Origin of the sequence: Pedobacter sp. JCM 36344 (genome assembly GCF_046546555.1) — a bacterium.
GTDB lineage: Bacteria > Bacteroidota > Bacteroidia > Sphingobacteriales > Sphingobacteriaceae > Pedobacter.
Map to the genome: position 1 here is coordinate 103,089 of NZ_JBKHKK010000013.1, position 19,554 is coordinate 122,642.

Here is a 19,554-nt window from a genome sequence, read left to right on the forward strand (position 1 = left end):
TTATGCAATAATGTCCTTTATTACTTTTCCAGATACATCAGTTAATCTATATCGGCGTCCTAAATGTTTAAAAATCAGTTTTTCGTGGTTTAACCCCAACTGGTGTAATACAGTAGCCTGAAAATCGTGTACATGTACAGGATCTTTGATTATATTGTAACCGAATTCATCGGTTTCACCATATACTCCGGGTTTAATCCCCCCCCCGGCCATCCAAATACTGAAACAACGGGGATGATGATCACGTCCATAATTTTCTTTAGTCATGGCTCCCTGACTATAATTGGTTCTTCCAAACTCTCCTCCCCAGATAACTAAAGTTTCGTCTAATAACCCCCTCTGCTTTAAGTCGGTTATCAATGCAGCCGAGGCCTGATCAACATCTTTAGCTTGTCCGGCCATTTCATTAGGTAAATTACCGTGCTGATCCCAGCCCTGGTGATAGAGTTGAACAAAACGGACACCGTTTTCACTGAGTTTACGGGCTAGAAGACAGTTTGCGGAAAAAGTTCCAGGCACAAGGCAGTCTGACCCGTACATTTTTATAATATCATCCGGTTCTTTGGAAACGTCTGTAATTTCCGGAACAGCTGTCTGCATTCTGTAAGCCATTTCATACTGCTGTACTTTGGCGTTTATTTCAGGATCACCAAACTCCTTGTACGATATCGAGTTCATTTCTGCCAGCTTATCTAGCATCTTCCTGCGTTCAAAACGGTTTAGCCCGTCGGGATCTTTAAGATACAATACGGGATCCTCACCAGCACTGAACTGTACACCCTGATGCGTGGAATCTAGAAATCCGTTGGTCCATAGTTTGGAATAAACACCCTGACCGTTACCTTTACCGCGAGATAACAACACCGTAAAGGCCGGTAAATTTTTATTCTCGCTACCAAGACCGTAGCTTAACCATGCGCCCATACTTGGCCTGTTGCCCTGTTGTGCTCCTGTTTGAAAGAATGTTAATGCGGGATCATGATTAATTGCCTCAGTGTGCATAGAACGGATGATGCAAATGTCATCTACTACTTTTGCGGTATGCGGAAAGAGGTCACTTATAAATGCTCTTGACTGTCCATATTGTTTAAAATCGTAAAATGACCCGACCAATGGAAACGATGCCTGATTGGCTGTCATGCCAGTTAATCGCTGACCGGCTCTTACAGATGCCGGTAGCTCCTGTCCCATCATTTCTCTTAGCTTTGGCTTATAATCAAAGCTCTCCAGTTGTGAGGGTGCGCCGTTTTGGAAAAGGTAAATAACGCGCTTGGCTTTGGGTGCAAAATCAGGAATTCCAGGCGGCAAGCCGGCCTCATCCATTGCCGCTGTAAACAAATCAGGAATCAGCAATGAGCCGAGCGCTACGCTACCAAGGCCAAGACTTAACTTTGATAAAAAGCGCCTCCTATTAAAGTTTAACCCGTGTTCTAAAAAATCCTTCTCCATAGTTAAGATCTTGTAATGGTTTCTTCCAGGTTATATATAGCCGTAACGACCTCCATCATAGCAGCCAAATTTATTTTGTTCACCATTTCATTCATAGGATATTCGCCAACGGCAATCACCTTAGCGGCATCCTGCTGATTTTTTGAATATACTTTTAGCTGATCTGCATAATAGGCATTAAGTACTTGCTTTTCCTTATCGCTTGGCGTGCGACAAACAATCAGTCGAAAAGCTTTAGAAAGCATGGCATCAGTTGTTCCCTTTTCTTCTAATAAATTTCCTGCAAGTACACGAGAAGCCTCCAAAACTGTAGGATCATTAAGCATCACCAATGCCTGAAGCGGCGTGTTGGTCTTGTTTCTTCTAACCTCACACTGATCTCTGTTGCTTGCATCAAATATTCCCATATTAGGTGGCGGTACTGTGCGTTTGATAAAATTGTACATTCCCCTGCGGTAGAGACTTGTGCCATGATCCTGAATGTAAGTAGCAAGCTGACCACGGCCAGATGTTGCACCTTCCCATAAACCCGCCGGTTGATATGCCTTAACACTGGGCCCACCTATGGTTCTATCGAGTAAACCACTGCTGGCCAGCACCACATCTTTAACGATCTCTGCAGGCACACGATATCGGGAAGATCTAGCCATAAATACGTTATCTGGATCAGCCTTGAGCATTTCTGGGGTAACAACGGCTGACTGACGATAGGTGGCAGAACTAACAATTTGTTTCATTAGGCGTTTTATATCCCAATTGTGTTTCATAAAATCAACCGCAAGCCAATCCAGCAAATCAGGATGGCTTGGCAGTTCGCCCTGCATTCCAAAATCACCAGAGGTTTTTACTATTCCTCTACCAAATATCTCCTGCCAGATCTGGTTAACAAAAACCCTTGCAGTAAGCGGATTTTGTTTATCAAAAAGCCACTGGCTTAGCCCAAGTCTGTTCTTAGGATATTTGTCACTAAAACTTAACAGTGCTTTAGGAGTACCTGCTGTGACTTCTTCACCATGGGCATCGTAACCACCCCTATTAAGTACATAGGTTTTTCTCAGGGTATCCTGATCACCCATAACTGAAACAATTAATCTGCTAGTGTCCTGCTTATTTACAAAGCTTAGGATGTTTTTCACGTCATCATTACTGATCACCATCAGTGGTTTCTTGGCATAGGTTTCCGGGCCTCCAACAACGCCTTCAATTCCTACTTCTTTTACGTTGTTAAAAAATGCAAACACCTGGTAATATTCTTTTTGAGAGAAAGGGTCGTATTTATGATCGTGACAATGAGCGCACTCTAATGTTACGCCAATAATGGCCTTTCCAAATGTATTGGTACGATCGGTTACATATTCAACCCTATATTCTTCATCGACAACACCACCCTCTTCTGTAATCTTATGGTTCCGATTGAAACCAGTTGCCAGTAATTGTTCTTTAGTGGAATTTGGCATAAGATCACCGGCAAGTTGCCAGCTTATAAACTGATCATAGGGCATATTCTCATTGAAGGCATGAATTACCCAGTCGCGCCAAGGCCATTGAGAACGGTAATTATCGTCCTGGTAACCATGAGAATCAGCAAAGCGAGCAATATCTAACCAATGAAGGGTCATTTTTTCACCGTACGCAGGACTTTGCAGTAATTGGTCAATTATTTTATCATATGCTTTGCTGCTGTTATCTGCCAGGAATTGATCCATCATCGGGATACTTGGCGGCAGCCCCGTTAGATCAAAGCTTAATCGTTTCAATAATCTTTCTTTATCTGCCTCTTTATTAGGCTCCAGATGTTTCTGCTCCAGCATTTTAAGAACGAAATAATCGATCTCGTTTTTTGCCCAGTCAGCCTTTATAACCTTTGGTATTGGCGGTGAAACAGGAGGTACAAAAGCCCAGTGCTTTTCATATTTGGCACCTTGTTTAATCCATTTTTCAAGCAAAGCGATCTCGTAAGTGGTTAATTTTAGGTTTGAAGATTTTGGAGGCATCATTACAGCAGAATCTTTCGATGAGATCCTAAGAAAAACCTCAGATGTCGAAGGTTTGAAAGGGACTAGCGCATGGGCGGATGGATTATCCTTTAATGCTTTAAAGGCTTCCTCAGGAAGATCTAATCTTAATCCCGCTTCCCTTTTATTGGCATCCGGTCCGTGGCAGGTAAAACATTTATCGGAAAGGATTGGCCTTACATGGTAATTATAGCTGATGCTATCAGGCAATTCTTCTTCTGCATTTTGAGGAGTAGGCGAATTATTACATGATTGTATAATGTATACAACAACTAGCAACGACAGCATTAAGTAAATAAGCCTCCGGTTCATACAATAATCATTTGGTGTCTTGTGTAGACAAGTTACCCTGTCTTCTACGAATCTAGGGAAAAAACTTGTAAATCGCAAACCTATTTTCGAGATAGATCCCAGATTCGAGGATCAAAAACATACCGCCAGTCACGATATAAAAGTGTCTGGTTACCAAAATAAGGGCAAATATCTTTCTATAGCCAACATAGTCTCGACCTTTTCTTCTTCGGTGACGTCACTTTAAAATTGAAAATGCATCTCCTCGTATCCTTCTTCTGCCATTATATTTTAGAAGTATTTTCACTTAAAAGTATGGAAAAATGCGGAACGATAAACAGACTTTGTAGGCTATTGCAAATTAAGATGAATAATAAAATCAACATCGAAGCTATATTAGTGATACAGACGGCATGTTGACAATGCGACCAATCCAATTCGAATTGGATATTAGCCAATAAATCTTCAAATTGCATTACCTATTAAGTTTTCACATGAATAAACCTTTAAAGTATCTGTTTTTTATACTGTTATTATTGGGCTGTACACTTTGTTATCCTCAAAGAACAATCTTAAAAAACCTCAAATCTCCTATTATTTTTAAGGGTGATGAGAAAACAGCTTTCCGTGACCCGGCAGTTTTATACCACAACAATACGATGTATCTGTTTTTCACCTTGATACGTACCGAAGAAGGTCATGTATACTCTTACACCGCCATGCGTAAATCCAAAGACTTGAAAAACTGGTCAGCTCTTAAAATCATTACGCCACGAGATATGACTTTGGATTTTTCAAGTCCAGGGAACGTCGTAAGGTTTAATAATGAATGGGTTTTATGTTTACAAACCTACCCTCGCCCCAATTATAAGGTAGGTGAAATGCCTCGGTTTGGAACTGGAGATGCCCGCATATATTTAATCCGCAGCAAAGATTTAGAACATTGGAGTACTCCAGAAATCATGAAAGTTAAAGGTCCCATAGTTTCCTTTAATGACATGGGAAGAATGATTGATCCATATTTATTGGAAGATGAAAGCGAACCTGGCAAATGGTGGTGCTTTTATAAGCAAAATGGCGTAAGCATGTCCTACAGTTATGATTTACGGAAATGGAACTTCTTTGGCTACACAGAATCCGGAGAAAATGCTTGTGTACTTTACGAGAATAAGGAATATGTTTTGATTCATTCTCTTAAAAACGGCATTGGGATCAAGAAGTCCAAAGATTTAAAAACTTGGCAAGACTGGGGGCCGTTGATTACCCTCGGACAAAACAACTGGTCTTGGGCCAAAGGCAGAATTACCGCAGGAACGGTAATTAACCTTAAGAAGAATAAGCGCTTTGGAAAATATGTAATGTTTTTCCACGCTTCAGGCCCTAAAACGGAAGAGGAAGGAGATTTTGATAAAAACGCATCTATCGGCATAGCCTGGAGCGATGACTTGAGCACCTGGGATTGGCCAAAATAGAGTAGATGTGTTCTTTTTTCTTAACAACAATTGTTCAATCTGCCTAAAGCAATCTGGCTGCTGATGCATCTTTTGGGAACACGATGCAATGCAAAAAAGGGCGCCAACGCAAGTCGACACCCTTTTTTTACAAATGGAAATAGATATTACTTTCCGGGATTAATATCTATAATTACAGTTCTATTATAGAAACGTTCTTCTGGTCTATTGTTATCAAAAGGAGCTTTATCCAATGCTTCTCCGAAGCCATAAGCCTCAAACTTGACATTGCCTTTTCCACTACTTGCCAACGCATCGGCAATAATTTGCTTCGCATGTTCTGCCCTATTTTGAGATAACTTAAAGTTATACGCTTCAGATCCAATAATATCAGTATGACCGTGAATAATAACTGTTGACCCATCCATAATTAAAGGGCTAACAATATTTCTCAGAAATTGATCATAAGCTGCTATAGAATTGGATTCGTTAAAATTAAACAACACACTGTAACGTAAACCATTTTCAACTTTCTCATCTTGAATTGCTAAATGAAGCGTACTTTCCTTTCTAATTGTTGAACCATCTTTTGCTGTTCCAACCATCACCACTTTATAGTCGCCAACTTTATCGCTTCCTAAAATGGTTTTACCAGAAATACGCTCTTGACCTCTAGTAAATGGCCCGTACTGTTTAGTCATACCGCTTTGATCAGTTAAATCAATAGTGTATGATGTTAATATTTCACTTGCCTTATCTACTTTGAATACTACTTGATCTGCCATTGAATCTGATTGAGTAGCATTGATTTTTACTGGCATCATCATGCCGCCCCCAACTTCCATCATAAGGGTATTAGATGAGCTTTGGATATCGACCCTACGATCACCTTGTCTAAGTAAGTTGAGCTCTTTCTTGCCACCTGGCTGCTCTGATGGATGTATAGGTTTGGTACGACCATTGGTTGCAATCCTATTTTCACTTATTCCAAAAATATTTACCAAATAATCTTTAATTGAAGTTGCAAACGCTTTTCCTTCATTTGGTCCAGCTAGTGAGGCACCACTTAAAGTAATTTGAATGCTTTGGTCTGCACGCATACGATCTCCCAATATATTAAGGACATTATAATAAACGTTTAATTGTCTGGCAGAACGACCGTTACTATTTGATGTTTCTTCCTCTTGTAATTGTACTTCTTTAAATCCATCAGCCTGCGAAGTTGATAAACTGGTATAGCGGTTAGGAATTTGGCTTGAACCTTGATCAAAGAAAACATAATTTAGCAACGGTAATGTTTCACTAACCACACGCTTTGATAAAAGTGGACCCGGGGCTTGAACACTGAAACTTACATCCACGGGGACTACTGGAGGAGCTACAACCTCTACTACTTTTTTACCACTTCCAAATTTAAGAGCAATACCTGCCCTTATTGTAGTATTAGACCAACTTTCAATGTTTCTTACGTCTTGTCCAAAATATGGATGGAAAGAAACAAAGGGCGAAATTACAAACTTTGTGGTGCTGCTTTCAGATGACATTGGAATATCATATCCCACTCCAACCTGGCCAGAGAATAGATATTTACGTACCTCACTAAACTCGGCATCTGTATTTGGCTGTTTTAATTGGGTATGCGAAAAATTCTTTTTTAAATTCACACCGAATCTTGGCCCGGCAAAGATATAAAAGCCACTTTGCCATGGGTTTAAGCGCAAGGTTGGCTCTACCGTTAGGTAACTTAAATTTGTGTTCAAAGTAGTAGGACAATTACATGGAGCTACTTTGTCATCAAATTTTCCTCCACGCCCATCATAGCCGATGTTTAAAGCCCCTCCCCAGGTTTGGTTAGGACGATACTCCATTAAAACTGAACCAAATGGACGTATTCCTTTCCCTTTGTGAAAAGCCGTTGGTACAATCAAATTATCGTTTAATCGCTGTGTAGTACCATCGTAGAAATTTGCATTCGCTGCACCCGATACACCGAACCACCACTTTGGTTGCACTGTTTGTGCCTTGGTATTAACTTGTATGAGCAGCATCATCAAGCCGAAGCTGATAAGTGTTTTTATGATATTATTCATGGTTAAATTTTTCTTTTTAAAATAATTCAATTTAGATGATTAGCTTATTGAGGCACATTAATAGTTGTGTTAACCATAGTTACCGATGCCACTAATGAAAGTGCTCTTCCGTTTAGAACTGTTTGAACAACATTTCCAACAGTAGAGAAAGTTACGCCAGCAGTAGAAATGATTGTACCAGTCATTACTCCACCTCCAGCTCCGTTTATCGTAGCTGCGCTTCCTACATACCAGTACACATTCTTGGCAAAACCACCATTGATAATGACTACACTTCTAGCACCTGCCGGACCAGCAATACCTACGGTAAGACTCGCGGCTGTTTGGAAGACCCACTCTGCGTTCGGATCACCTTTAGCATCAAGTGTAAGCGTACCATTGGTAATTTTAAACGTACCACTGGCAGATTTGTAAACACCAGGTGCCAACGTTAACCCACCTAGCTCTCCTGCACCTGGATCAATTCCTCCTGGTTTCGAAGCGGGTGAAATTGCATCATAGGCTTTCCTAGCGTCGAGTAATGCCTGCTGAGCAATAGCAAATGAAGTTGCATCTCCAGGAGCTGGTGGAGCAGTATAGATTCTTCCGGTTACATTACCTTTATTAAGAGGGGTTTCCGTATAGACATCATTTGTTGTTCCATCATGAAATCCGGTGATTAAGGATGAAGCCGCCGTCGTACCAATGCTGCCATTATTGATAACCGTAAATAATCCATCATTGGTTATACCTTTGTTACCTCCGAAGGCTCCAAATAAAGCTGCACTACCTAGTATAGATGGTGGCGGAATCAGCGTAAAATTAGCTGTTATATTCTTATCATCATTCATAATGACAGTAAGTGGATTAGCAGATCCTGAAGCATTTCCAGACCAAGAACTAAATACATAACCAGGATTCGCGGTTGCTGTAAGCAAAACTTGAGTACCATGATTATAAGTCGGTTGATTTGGATTTTTTACCACAACGCCATTAACCGCCGTTACATTTAACAAGTAGGTATTGATCACAAAATTCGCAACGAAACTTCTATTTGTAGTCAGTGCAAATAAATATTTAGGACTTGTCGAGACAACTACTCCGCTAATTTTATCAGTCCAATTCGCAAAAGTATAGCCTGTGTTCTGGGCAGCTGTGATGGTTACCGAAGTACCTGAAGCATAAGAGCCCTCTCCATCTGTAGTTCCACCTGCAGTTGGATTTGAAGTTAAGACTACAGCAAATTGCGATGACGGAACTGCCTTATAGTTGGCAACAAAATTTCTGTTGCTCGCAATCACAAACGAATAACTTGAACTGGGTGAAACGATTGTACCATTTTCTGTCCAACTTACAAACGTAAAACCTGCATTAGCTACTGACGCAATGGTAACTGTTGAACCGATTGCGTAAGCACCTGACCCACTATTGGTACCACCCGCAGTTGGATTTGAAGATAGTAAAACTGCAACACTCCCTGCAGGTATCGCAGTAAAGTTGGCAACTAATGCCCTGTTACCAGCCATTGTAAATTGATAGCTAGAACTCGTAGAGACTACTGTTCCGTTTTCTGTCCAACTTGTGAAGGTAAAACCTGTGTTAGGCGCTGCGGTTACTGTGGTTGTAGATCCTTGAGCAAACGATCCAGCACCTGTAGTTGTACCACCCAAAACTGGGAGAACACTTAACGTGACATTTGGAATCGTAGTAAAACTCCATAAATAATCTGCTACCATGGCAGTATGGAAAAGATCTTTCGCACCCGTAGTAACAGTTCCATTATAAACGACAAACGGCGATAAAGCCATATCAGGTTTAAATGTAAACGTTTTTGGGTTGTCAGTACTCTCTACTTTACCAGAAATTAGATTTGCTCCCTGCTTTATGATTAGCGTAGTACTGTTTATCGTAGTCGCGTCCATATCCGTGTTAAACGTTATGGAAATCAGCTTATTGACTACTACATCTACAGCTTTATCCATGGGATCTGTAGAGACGACCACCGGACAATCGCCAAATACTTCACCTTTAAAATCGTCTTTCTTACATCCGATCACGAATGAAGTAAGAACCACCATTGAAGAAATGATGATTGTAAGCAGTTTAAGATAGCGCTGAGGTTGGCGCACAGAATTGTTAACCCCATTAGAGGTAAATGTTTTTTTCATTATAGGTAATTTTTAAAAAATGTGAATGAAGATCTAAATAAATGACAGTCTGTCGCTCTAAGATTGGAATATGGTGAATAAAACCTTCAGTTGTACAGTCGATTGCAAGCAAGATGCCACGTTCGGCTTTTTAGATTATAATAATAACTATAAGTAACATATATTTTCTGATTTAGTTATCCCAGGCTACAGCAGAAGCGGTATGCCTCTTCGATATTGGATTTTAAGAATAGATATCAACGAGTACTGTAAATTTCTAGAATGCTCTCTATTTAGGATTTAGTGTAACATTTTGACTAATGTTTTCGAAGATAAACATCTATATATTAAAGTAAAATCACCGTTGTTACGCATTTATATGGAATTTTCCCAGCTATGGGTTGGCTTTGTCTCCTGTTTGTTATAATAACTTGACTACCCAGGGTAAGGGAAACCTTTGCCACAACTCTGTGTTTAAAGAGCAACCGACCTGGAAGAAAACATTTATAAGCCAAGAAAGAAAGTTTAAAAATTAAGTCATGAACAAAGTAATCTTATTAAATAACAGACCAGTGGGTCTCCCCCAACTAACCGACTTTAAAATCATTGAAGAAAACATACCAGAACCCGCGGATGGAGAAGTGCTTTTGCAGACCTTATACATTTCGGTAGATCCTTACCTGAGAGGCAGGATGAGTGATGTAAAATCTTATGTACCTTCTTTTGAGTTAAATAAGCCTATACAGTCCTTGATAATTGCCAAAGTTACCACATCTCATCATCCTGATTTCGAGGCCGGTGATTTCGTAGCAGGCCAACTACCATGGAAAGAAAACCAGCTATCGAACGGGAAAGGGCTTTCAAAGGTTAATCCTAATGCTGCGCCCTTAAGCGCCTACCTTGGACTTTTGGGAATGACAGGCTTGACAGCCCAAATAGGCCTGACCCAAATCGGGAAACCGAAAGAAGGTGAAACTATTGTCGTATCTGGGGCTGCTGGTGCCGTAGGTAGTATTGTTGGCCAAATTGGTAAGATTATGGGCTGCCACGTAGTTGGAATAGCTGGCACCGACGAAAAAGTTGCGCTACTAAAATCAAAGTTTGGCTTCGATGATGCCATTAACTACAAAACAACTACCAATATGGCTGATGCAATCGGCAAAAGCTGTCCAAATGGAGTAGATATCTACTTTGATAACGTTGGCGGCGAGATTTCCGATGCAGTAATGACACATCTGAATAAATATGCCCGTGTACCAGTTTGCGGCGCTATCTCTCTTTACAACAACACAGCAGAAGCTAAAGGCCCGCGTTTGCAGCCGATACTAGTGAAAAACAGTGTGCTAATGCAGGGCTTCATCGTTTCTGATCATGCGAAGGAGTTTCCTGAAGCTATAGCCCAGTTGTTAGCTTGGTACAAGGCGGGTAAATTAACTTATGCTGAAACCATTGTCGAAGGCTTTAAAAACACATCTCAAACGTTTATCGATTTGTTTAGCGGTAAAAACGAAGGAAAAATGATCGTAAAAATTTAATTAAAATAGGTAACAATGAAAGTATTAATCGTATTGACATCACACAGTGAACTGGGTAACACCGGCGAAAAAACAGGTTTTTGGATAGAAGAATTCGCAGCTCCCTATTATGTGCTGGCGGATGCAGGAGTGGAAACTGACTTGGCATCACCAAAAGGCGGACAACCTCCGATAGATCCTAAAAGTGAACAGCCTGATTTTCAAACAGACGCTACTCATCGTTTCGACAAAGATGAAGAACTTCAAAATAAATTAGCACACACGCACAAGTTGGGTGAACTGAATGCCGCTGATTATGATGCTGTGTTCTATCCGGGTGGCCACGGACCGCTATGGGACTTAGCCAATGATGCTGATTCTATCAAACTAATTGAAACATTCTACAACGACAAAAAACCATTGGCCCTTGTTTGTCATGCTCCGGGTGTGTTGATCAAAACTAAAAAAGCTGATGGTACACCGCTGGTGGAAGGTAAAGAAGTAACCGGTTTCTCGAATACTGAAGAAGAAGCTGTCAAGCTAACTAATGTCGTTCCATTCTTGGTAGAAGATGAATTAAAAAAGCTGGGTGGAAAGTACAGTAAAGGAGCCGATTGGGGATCATATGTACTCAAAGACGGCTTATTGATTACGGGACAGAACCCTGGTTCATCTGCAGAGGCGGCACGAGAATTATTGAAAATGTTAAAAGGCTAATCGTTAAAAGTCTTTTAACAGTCTACCCTACTAAAATGCAAATAACCTTTTCATTTTGGTAGGGTATTATTTAGCTTATTAAGCTGTTCTTACTAGAATTGGAATGTTAATCGCATGTGGCGATCAAACACTAATTTTAATATAATGAAAGCATCGAGTAAGGTTGTAGCAATAATTGATATTCATTGGTGGGAAATTGGGTGCTATAGTTAAAGGCAATTTACACAGAGCAATTGGGCACAAGGTGGGTAGACCTGCAATATAGCGCTATACAATCATCCCAACGCTATATAAAACTAAGTTTCCAATGATGATCACGGCAAGTAGCTTGGTATAAAAGGATTTACTCTTTTGAAATATGAGGTTTAAACTTGTTATAATTACCAAAACCCCAGCCAACAAGAGCGCAAATATTACCCCTATTGTTAAAAATTCACCTCTAAAGTCTTTAATGCCTTTGGGAGCAGGATCTAAGTTTATTCTGATTAAGGCAATGTAAATAATAGCCCATGGTACCAAAGATATAATGTAAGCGACAATGGAAAACGGAAACGCATTGAATGTTTTAGATACTTTGTCCACTATTGCCTTCATAGTGGTTGATACAATATAAAGGAAAAGGTAACCTTGTGGCAGGAAACAAACAAATTGTTTTTTAAGTTTTTAGAGGAATGGGATAACGTATGCTACCTAATGTGCTGCTTTTTTTTTGAAAATCTTTTGCCCCAGAGTAAAAAGTCCAACAGCTATTAAACCCGCAACTAAACCCAAGCCAAACTCTTTAACAATTGATGGAATATTTGGTAAGAAATGATGGAAATAATCTATATTATGGACAAAAATGCCACCCGAAACCAAGATCAGCGCAATCGTACCACCCACGCTTAATATCCTGATGATCAATGGCAATGACTTCACCAACAACTGACCTAAGCCTCCTAAAAACCCTTTGTCATTGGAACTTTTGATCAGCTTATAGCCAGCATCATCCATCCTTACGATCAGCGCCACAATGCCGTAAACACCAATTGTTGCAAGCATCGCAACGACAGACACCGTGATGATTTGAATAGTTATGGATTCATCAAGGACGGTTCCCAGGGCGATGATCACAATTTCAACAGAAAGTATGAAGTCGGTAACAACTGCTGACTTCACCTTTACTTTCTCCGCTTCTAACGGATCTTCCTCAATCTCAGCCACGACTTCATGCCCTTTTTTTTGACGATGAAATAAGTACTCGACGATTTTCTCTACTCCCTCAAAAGCAAGGTAAAATCCGCCAAGAATTAATATAAATTTAATGGCAACAGGAAAAAACACGTTGAGCAATAGGGCGATCGGCACGATGATTAGCTTATTAATCAAGGAGCCTTTGGTAATTGCGAAAAGAACCGGCAGCTCACGTGAAGACAAAAAACCAGTAGCTTTCTCTGCGTTCACAGCAAGGTCATCGGCCAGGATTCCGGCAGTTTTCCTGGTCGCCAGTTTTGCCGTTACCGCTACATCATCCATTAGAGCAGCTATATCATCTAAAATCGCGAAAAAACCTGAAGCCATATTGTTATATAAGTAACCCGTAAAGTACAAAAAAGTGTTTTAAATCATAAATCTCTATCTTAGATGCATATAACCCAAAATGGCTGCTACTGAAACTACTACATTCCAAAAAGTGATCAGAATAATACTTGGTCTATTTATGATCTTCGCAGGGATTGGTCATCTCACTTTGAACAGATCGGAATTCCAGGCGCAGGTACCAAACTGGATCCCCCTTGATAAAGACCTGGTGGTTTTGTTATCTGGAATCGTGGAGATCTCATTAGGGCTCGCAATGCTGTTCTGGAAAGATCAAAGGGCAAAAATAGGAATTGCATTGGCCATATTTTACATTCTAATCTTTCCAGGAAACATTGCCCAGTATTTGAATCATACTGATGCCTTCGGACTAAACTCTGATAAGGCGCGTTTGATCAGGTTATTTTTTCAACCTATATTGATACTAGGCGCGCTTTGGTCTACAGGCGTATTTCGTTCTATCAAAAAATAAGGAGTTACAATACTTCTATTTCACCAACATAGACCGTTGAGCTAACTTGGTCGCCTTTTACACTAACGTATTGCATCCAGCAGTGTATACGACTGCCGGAAAAGGAGGCTGGAAATTGTAGTATTACCTGCTTATCCGCTCTTACAGCAATTTCGGGAAATGTTAGGTACTTCTTTTTCTGCTCGTTGTAAATCACGAAGGTTGCCTTATCATCCGGGTTATTTATAAAGAGGCATTTGCATCAATCCATTCAACAAGCACTCTCTGTTTAACAGTGCTTGTGAATTCGCTCACAACTGAAATGAACAATTCGCCAATACTTAAGATCACCTTCGGAAAATCTATTGTAGGATCCTGTCCCTCAACGACTACAGCACAATTAAAGTTCAAACTAATTGCGAAATTCATCGATGTTTTAGCATCTTTTTTGTGTTGCAAACCAATTTCAATCACAGACTTTAAAGGTTTGAACCAAGAACTGACTATTCCAAATTTAGCTCGATGTTTTTGCTGTGCCGGTGTGGGCTTATCGATCCTGAAGTCGGGCACACTTCTAATGTAATCCACTCCATGTGAACTTGCTCCTACTATATTTCCTATCTTTCCAGAAAATGCACCATTGATACCATTTTTATACTTTCCCATTATTTCTATTTTTTACTGATTCTTCACGACCGAGACTAGTTATGCTGGAGTCGACGACGATAGTGATCAGCTTTTTCAACCTTTAGCTAGATTGTTATTGGCAGTTGCTATCGGTAATTTAAAGGTACGGCTCAAAAGCTCAATTAACTAATTCTCAACTGAAATGTCCGCGAATGTCCGGCGTTTGTATGGATATCGGACATTTTCTATCCAGAAAATGATAAAAAACAATGCCTAAATAGACGTTGCTTAGAAGAAGCTCAGTAAGGGCTAACAAGAGGTTTGTAAGCATAATGGGTACCTTTATGCTTACAAAACCCTTCCCAGCATTCTTTTAGCCTTAGTTGACCCTAACAAGAAATAGCATCGAAAGTAATCTTATTCAGCTGTTGAAGCTGTGGTTGCAGAAACATGTGCTTCATGAATCAGCGATTTGATATCTGATTTTAGCTTTTTAGCGATCGGCTGAGAAACGTCAGGTTCTTCTATCTCCTCAACTTCTTCTTCGAAACCTGCGAGCTTTTTTGCGCCATCTAACATTTTTTTACGTAGGTCTCCTCCATTATCAGGCGCGAATAACACACCCAATGCCGCACCTATTGCCAGTCCTGCAATTAATGCAAATGCTGCTGGTCCGGTTCCTGATGACCTATGGAGTGTTGCTGATTTCAATAATTTTTCGATTTTCATAACGTTCCTTTTTTTGAATTGAACATCATTGAATCAATTTTGTTTAAGAATTGAGAATTACTGAGAATAAAATAAGTGGGAATGTAAATAACTCAGAACTCGGCTTGAGTTTTGCATGTAGGTTAATGAATGCATAAATATGAATGTCAGCACATACTTCCCCCGGTAGCCTAAAGAATAATTTCATATCACCGAATGACCTATGAACCTAATAAACGGCCTTCGAGCAAAAGATAAAGAAGCCTTCAGAGCGGTTTACACTTTACATTCATCGGCCTTGTTTGGAATTATCTCAGGTATAATCCCCGATCCTAAAGCTGCAGCAGAGGTATTAGAGGATACTTTTTCTACTATTTGGCACCAATTCGATTCGGGCTGCAAAGACTACACATTGCTATTTACCAGCTTATCGATCGTGGCCAGAAACACGGCCATGAAGCATTTAAAGACCAAAAAATCGCCAGTTAATAAGAAAGATGAAGATAAAACAGAGTTACCAGAAGTTCTGGATTTGATTTACTCTAAAGGTCTTTCTGAATCTGAGGCAGCCGCAATACTAAATATTCCACTGGAAGGTGTAAGAGTAGCTTTGCGTAATCGGATATTGCAGTTGCGGAACTGAATTAATGCAAGCCTACAAGCTTCCATTTATCCCCGCATTCTGGTTACACAGGCTAGATGACTCTTCCTTCTTTTTCCGCTTTAGAATTCATCACGCAGCGTCCACATTGTGAGATAATAACCCTAGTAAATTCCCATATCGATATAATCCATGATAGGTGTTAGCTGTTCTTTAGCTATCTTTAGTTCTTATCTTCGAAAAATGGAATACAATGCTGAAGTCTTTTTAAACAAATCCAAAAAGTGGGGAAAGGAAATGACTGCACTAAGGAAAATTGTTCTTGACTGCAACCTTGCAGAAGAAATAAAATGGGGAAAACCATGCTACTCTTTTGGAACGAGCAACATCGTTCTGATACACGCGTTTAAAGACTATTGCGCGCTTTTGTTTTTTAAAGGAGCCCTATTAAATGATTCAAAAAATATTTTAATCCAGCAAACAGCGAATGTACAAGGAGCACGCCAAATCCGATTCGGCGATCTGTCTCAGATTTTAGAGATGGAAGCTACCATTAAATCTTATATCTATGAGGCGGTTCAAATTGAAAAGTCAGGTTTGAAAGTAAGCTTTAAAACTACCTCTGAGATGGCCTTCCCGCAAGAATTTCAAATTAAGCTGGATGAAGATGTAAGTTTAGAAACCGCTTTCGGGGAACTAACGCCTGGTCGTCAAAAAGGATACTTACTCTATTTCTCAGCTGCCAAGCAACCCAAAACAAGAATAACAAGGATCGAAAAGTTTATTCCAAAAATACTAGCAGGTAAGGGATTAGATGATTAGCGTGTCGCCCTTAACAAATCCTTTTATATCTCCAAAATCCTGGCAGTCATCAGTGTTTTTAAATGATCTCGGAACTGGGTTCTTATTTACTCATTTGGCTAGAATTAGTGGAAATAAAAAACGCCTGTGCTATAAGAAGAACAGGCGTTTAATTAACTAGTAGAGGCTAGATTACATTTTTGTTGTATCAGCCATTGTAGAATCAGTCATCATTGTATCCATCTTTGACATACTTGTGTCAGTCATTGTTGAATCAGTCATTGTTGAATCAGTTGTATCAGCAGTTTTCTCAGATGAACAAGCAGCAACAGATAAAGAAATTGCTAAAGCTAAAAAGCCGAATTTAAATAGATTTTTCATATTGTTTTGTTTTTATGATTTGACAAAGTTTCATGGGTTAATACCAGTTAGTAAAAAAGGTAACCCATCACGTCAAAAATAATTTAACTCTTTCCAATTATTTTCCATCCAATAAATTGTTCACTATTTTTTCAAATTTGTTCTTGTAAGCTGTATAATACGCTCCGGTACCTGGGCCGTAGAAAGAGGTGTTGATTTCCTGTATAACCCCATCCTTATCGAGGATAATTGTGGTAGGAAATACTTTTATTTCAGTAAGCTGTGGTAAGGTTTTTTGTGTTCTATCGATATCACCGACTTTAACGCCTGTATTCAGAATTGGATATTCGACCTTGAATTGCTTTTGAAATTTTTGAAGGCTTTTGCGAGACCTTTCTACATCTGTAGTCAACTCATAAGCCAAGGCGATGACTTCCACTCCTCGGCCCTTATTCTTGCTGTAGTAATTACTTAAAAAGGCCATTTCATCCATGCAATTCGGGCACCATGAGCCCATTAATTGAATAATGACAACTTTGTTTTTATATCGATCGCTTTGCAGTGAGACTTTCTTCCCATCAAGATCCAGGTAAGTAAACGCAAGCTTACCATCACTCCCTTCCTTAACTGTAGTAACTGGCGCCGTCAAAGTAACCATCTCGTCTCTTACCGCAGTCCAGCTTTCTGATGGGGATAGGCTACTGTAAAAGTTACCAGTTAACTTCCCATCAGTGATCTCTCCCTCAAATAATAACGCATGAATACCATCAAATGTAGATAGCGTAAACGAATCTCCTTCAACTACTCCAGCCATGTAACGGTAATCGCCAGTTGGAGTAAGAACAGAACCTGATAATAAGTTTCCTTTTTGAGTCAGATTGCCAATTGCTGGCCGCTTGGTTTGGTCGGATTTTGTTAATTCAATTTTCCACTTCCCGGTGAGGTTGGTGCTTGTAGATTTCTGTGTACCAAAATTTGTAGCTGCTTTTTCAGCACTTTCAATAGCATGGGCTTCGAACGGAACCACTAAATCCTTATCAGAACCGCCCTTTACCCATTTTCCATTTAACTTATTGTTATTTGATAGTTCGGCTTTGATGTAAGATTCAAATACAGGCATCCTAATAATTAGTGAATCCCCTTCGATTTCGAGGCCCTCTGCTTTTAGTTTCTCAGAACCATTTATAATGTAAATGGCTTGTTTCCCATTTTGAGATTCTACAAGTATTTGAATTGGAATGTTATGTCCATCCTCACGACTTAAAGCGGCAGTCCATCTTCCAGCTTTAAGGTTTGTCTGTGCGACAGTACAAAGGGTTGCTGACGTTAAAAAGCACATCGTTAGAAATATTTTTCTCATAGTAGTTGGTGATTTAAATCACCCCACAAAGATATTAAACTCTACAGAGTTAATAGGATATATTTCAATTTGTTGTGTCTAGATTTTGTAAGATGCTGTTTAGTTCAGAGCGAAATAGTACCTAAAACTACTTTTTAAGGTACTTTCTGACTCCGTCAACCTTAGATCCGATTGCTTTCACAGCCTGTTTTAGAACTTCTGGTTTAACATCAAATTTGTTTGCCCAGTATTCTACTATGTAGTACTCCTCCATGTTAATATTTTCACTGTCTATCCAGTGAACGTCTTGTTTGTTTTGCATGTCTTATATATTTTGGTAAACGGTAAACAGATGTCGTTCAGAATTGTTTAAATGACATCTGTTTAAATAAATCTGGGGAAACAATATAATCAATTATGAGTAAAAAAGCAATCATAGTGGGCGCATCAGGACTTATCGGTTCTGCCCTATTGGCTATCTTATTAAATGATTCAGAATACTCCGAGGTTCTAGCCTTGGTGAGGACTCCCCTAAATAACAGTCATCCGAAGTTTAATCAGATTGCTGTCGATTTTGATAAGCTGGATGATTACGCCCATCAAATTACTGGTGATGTCATTTTTTGTGCCTTGGGATCTACGAAAAGGAAAACTCCTGATTTAAATATTTACAGAAAAATTGATCACGATTATCCATTGAAGCTTGCAGAAATTGCCGTTGCAAATGGTGTTAATCAGTTTCACCTGATATCGTCTCTTGGTGCTAACAAGAACTCTTCAAATTTCTATATTAAAATGAAAGGGGAAACGGAAGCAGATATTAAGACGGCAGGACTTTATAGCCTGGTAATTTATAGGCCATCTCTCTTAACTGGGGACAGGAAAGAACACCGTTTTGCAGAAGGATTAATGCAGAGTCTTAGTAAATTAGTGAATCCGCTGTTGATTGGAGGCTTAAAGAAATACAGAAGTATTGAGGCCAGTACGGTTGCCAAAGCGATGGACAATCTATCGCATACTGATTTGAAGGGTATTTACGTATATGAATCGGATGAGATTTCCGAAGCTGGTTTGATTTATTAGGGATTTAAGATAATAATTATTAAAAAATATTCCCTTAACATATGGCCAACAATATTTGTATTTTTGACACGAAAAGCAAATTGAGCACCATGGCAGTATTACATAATAAAGAGCAAAAGATTGAGGATGTTTTGAGCAAACTCCCAAAAAAATACAGCGATAAACAGTTTGTAGAAACGTTCATTCAATTGTATTCTAAAGATTGGGGGAAGATTAAAGCTAATTATATTAAACAATCACAAGACAAGGAACCAGGTACTATAATCACCATGCCTAAACCTGAGCTTTATTTGAAAAGCATTCTCACGACCTATTTGGCAAATCAAAAGTGATAGCCATTAATATATTGATAA

At 39.5% G+C, this 19,554-nt stretch carries 20 protein-coding genes; 8 read left to right on the plus strand and 12 right to left on the minus strand.

From position 1 onward, the window contains the following. Together ACHFIZ_RS13500 and ACHFIZ_RS13505 are read right to left on the minus strand one after the other, a co-directional pair. Positions 1–1,449: a DUF1501 domain-containing protein gene (locus ACHFIZ_RS13500; RefSeq protein WP_410886710.1), complete on the minus strand. Its 1,449-nt coding sequence runs from the start codon at positions 1,447–1,449 to the stop codon at positions 1–3. Between the two features lie 2 nt (positions 1,450–1,451). Next, complete coding sequence (locus ACHFIZ_RS13505; RefSeq protein ID WP_410886712.1) at positions 1,452–3,776, minus strand: PSD1 and planctomycete cytochrome C domain-containing protein; 2,325 nt, start codon at positions 3,774–3,776, stop codon at positions 1,452–1,454. A gap of 473 nt (positions 3,777–4,249) precedes the next feature. On the opposite strand from ACHFIZ_RS13505, the gene ACHFIZ_RS13510 reads away from it, so the two are divergent. Continuing rightward, positions 4,250–5,227, plus strand: coding sequence for a family 43 glycosylhydrolase (locus tag ACHFIZ_RS13510; RefSeq protein WP_410886714.1), 978 nt, complete (start codon positions 4,250–4,252; stop codon positions 5,225–5,227). 146 nt (positions 5,228–5,373) lie between these two features. Here ACHFIZ_RS13510 and ACHFIZ_RS13515 read toward each other — a convergent pair whose 3' ends face one another. After that, complete coding sequence (locus ACHFIZ_RS13515) at positions 5,374–7,326, minus strand: OmpA family protein (protein WP_410886716.1); 1,953 nt, start codon at positions 7,324–7,326, stop codon at positions 5,374–5,376. A 14-nt stretch (positions 7,327–7,340) separates the two neighbouring features. Beyond that, a complete protein-coding gene (locus ACHFIZ_RS13520; RefSeq protein ID WP_410886718.1) occupies positions 7,341–9,443 on the minus strand; it encodes an InlB B-repeat-containing protein in 2,103 nt (700 codons plus the stop codon). Positions 9,444–9,961: 518 nt separating this feature from the next. On the opposite strand from ACHFIZ_RS13520, the gene ACHFIZ_RS13525 reads away from it, so the two are divergent. Together ACHFIZ_RS13525 and ACHFIZ_RS13530 are read left to right on the plus strand one after the other, a co-directional pair. Further along, the gene (locus ACHFIZ_RS13525) at positions 9,962–10,957 is read left to right on the plus strand and encodes an NADP-dependent oxidoreductase (RefSeq protein WP_410886720.1); all 996 of its coding nucleotides are present in this window, start codon (positions 9,962–9,964) and stop codon (positions 10,955–10,957) included. 15 nt (positions 10,958–10,972) lie between these two features. Beyond that, the gene (locus ACHFIZ_RS13530) at positions 10,973–11,653 is read left to right on the plus strand and encodes a type 1 glutamine amidotransferase domain-containing protein (RefSeq protein ID WP_410886722.1); all 681 of its coding nucleotides are present in this window, start codon (positions 10,973–10,975) and stop codon (positions 11,651–11,653) included. A 267-nt stretch (positions 11,654–11,920) separates the two neighbouring features. Here the strand turns inward: ACHFIZ_RS13530 and ACHFIZ_RS13535 are convergent, their stop codons facing one another. Both ACHFIZ_RS13535 and ACHFIZ_RS13540 read right to left on the minus strand, forming a co-directional pair. Beyond that, complete coding sequence (locus ACHFIZ_RS13535; RefSeq protein ID WP_410886724.1) at positions 11,921–12,247, minus strand: hypothetical protein; 327 nt, start codon at positions 12,245–12,247, stop codon at positions 11,921–11,923. A gap of 96 nt (positions 12,248–12,343) precedes the next feature. After that, a complete protein-coding gene (locus tag ACHFIZ_RS13540; RefSeq protein WP_410886726.1) occupies positions 12,344–13,213 on the minus strand; it encodes a DUF808 domain-containing protein in 870 nt (289 codons plus the stop codon). A gap of 79 nt (positions 13,214–13,292) precedes the next feature. Between ACHFIZ_RS13540 and ACHFIZ_RS13545 the strand changes: the two genes are divergently transcribed. Continuing rightward, the gene (locus ACHFIZ_RS13545) at positions 13,293–13,703 is read left to right on the plus strand and encodes a MauE/DoxX family redox-associated membrane protein (protein ID WP_410886728.1); all 411 of its coding nucleotides are present in this window, start codon (positions 13,293–13,295) and stop codon (positions 13,701–13,703) included. 4 nt (positions 13,704–13,707) lie between these two features. Here ACHFIZ_RS13545 and ACHFIZ_RS13550 read toward each other — a convergent pair whose 3' ends face one another. The 3 genes from ACHFIZ_RS13550 to ACHFIZ_RS13560 form a co-directional block, all read right to left on the minus strand. Beyond that, positions 13,708–13,929 carry a DUF6266 family protein gene (locus tag ACHFIZ_RS13550; RefSeq protein ID WP_410886749.1) on the minus strand — a complete coding sequence of 74 codons (222 nt, stop codon included), beginning with the start codon at positions 13,927–13,929 and terminating at the stop codon, positions 13,708–13,710. Beyond that, entirely contained in the window at positions 13,926–14,348 is a 423-nt protein-coding gene (locus ACHFIZ_RS13555; protein ID WP_410886730.1) for a DUF6266 family protein, read from the minus strand. Before ACHFIZ_RS13555 ends, ACHFIZ_RS13550 begins: the two co-directional genes overlap by 4 nt. Before the next feature lie 378 nt (positions 14,349–14,726). After that, entirely contained in the window at positions 14,727–15,038 is a 312-nt protein-coding gene (locus ACHFIZ_RS13560) for a YtxH domain-containing protein (protein WP_410886732.1), read from the minus strand. A gap of 202 nt (positions 15,039–15,240) precedes the next feature. On the opposite strand from ACHFIZ_RS13560, the gene ACHFIZ_RS13565 reads away from it, so the two are divergent. Together ACHFIZ_RS13565 and ACHFIZ_RS13570 are read left to right on the plus strand one after the other, a co-directional pair. Next, positions 15,241–15,660 carry an RNA polymerase sigma factor gene (locus ACHFIZ_RS13565; protein ID WP_410886734.1) on the plus strand — a complete coding sequence of 140 codons (420 nt, stop codon included), beginning with the start codon at positions 15,241–15,243 and terminating at the stop codon, positions 15,658–15,660. 201 nt (positions 15,661–15,861) lie between these two features. Continuing rightward, the gene (locus ACHFIZ_RS13570) at positions 15,862–16,440 is read left to right on the plus strand and encodes a YdeI/OmpD-associated family protein (RefSeq protein ID WP_410886736.1); all 579 of its coding nucleotides are present in this window, start codon (positions 15,862–15,864) and stop codon (positions 16,438–16,440) included. Positions 16,441–16,611: 171 nt separating this feature from the next. Here the strand turns inward: ACHFIZ_RS13570 and ACHFIZ_RS13575 are convergent, their stop codons facing one another. From ACHFIZ_RS13575 to ACHFIZ_RS13585, 3 genes are all read right to left on the minus strand, one after another. Next, on the minus strand, positions 16,612–16,800 hold the full coding sequence (locus tag ACHFIZ_RS13575) for a hypothetical protein (protein ID WP_410886738.1): 189 nt from the start codon (positions 16,798–16,800) through the stop codon (positions 16,612–16,614). Positions 16,801–16,897: 97 nt separating this feature from the next. Continuing rightward, positions 16,898–18,139, minus strand: coding sequence for a peroxiredoxin family protein (locus ACHFIZ_RS13580; protein WP_410886739.1), 1,242 nt, complete (start codon positions 18,137–18,139; stop codon positions 16,898–16,900). Positions 18,140–18,266: 127 nt separating this feature from the next. Continuing rightward, positions 18,267–18,440, minus strand: coding sequence for a DUF3606 domain-containing protein (locus tag ACHFIZ_RS13585; RefSeq protein ID WP_410886741.1), 174 nt, complete (start codon positions 18,438–18,440; stop codon positions 18,267–18,269). A gap of 95 nt (positions 18,441–18,535) precedes the next feature. On the opposite strand from ACHFIZ_RS13585, the gene ACHFIZ_RS13590 reads away from it, so the two are divergent. After that, on the plus strand, positions 18,536–19,201 hold the full coding sequence (locus ACHFIZ_RS13590) for an oxidoreductase (protein ID WP_410886743.1): 666 nt from the start codon (positions 18,536–18,538) through the stop codon (positions 19,199–19,201). An 89-nt stretch (positions 19,202–19,290) separates the two neighbouring features. Next, positions 19,291–19,533 carry a hypothetical protein gene (locus ACHFIZ_RS13595; protein ID WP_410886745.1) on the plus strand — a complete coding sequence of 81 codons (243 nt, stop codon included), beginning with the start codon at positions 19,291–19,293 and terminating at the stop codon, positions 19,531–19,533. Positions 19,534–19,554 lie beyond the last annotated feature (21 nt).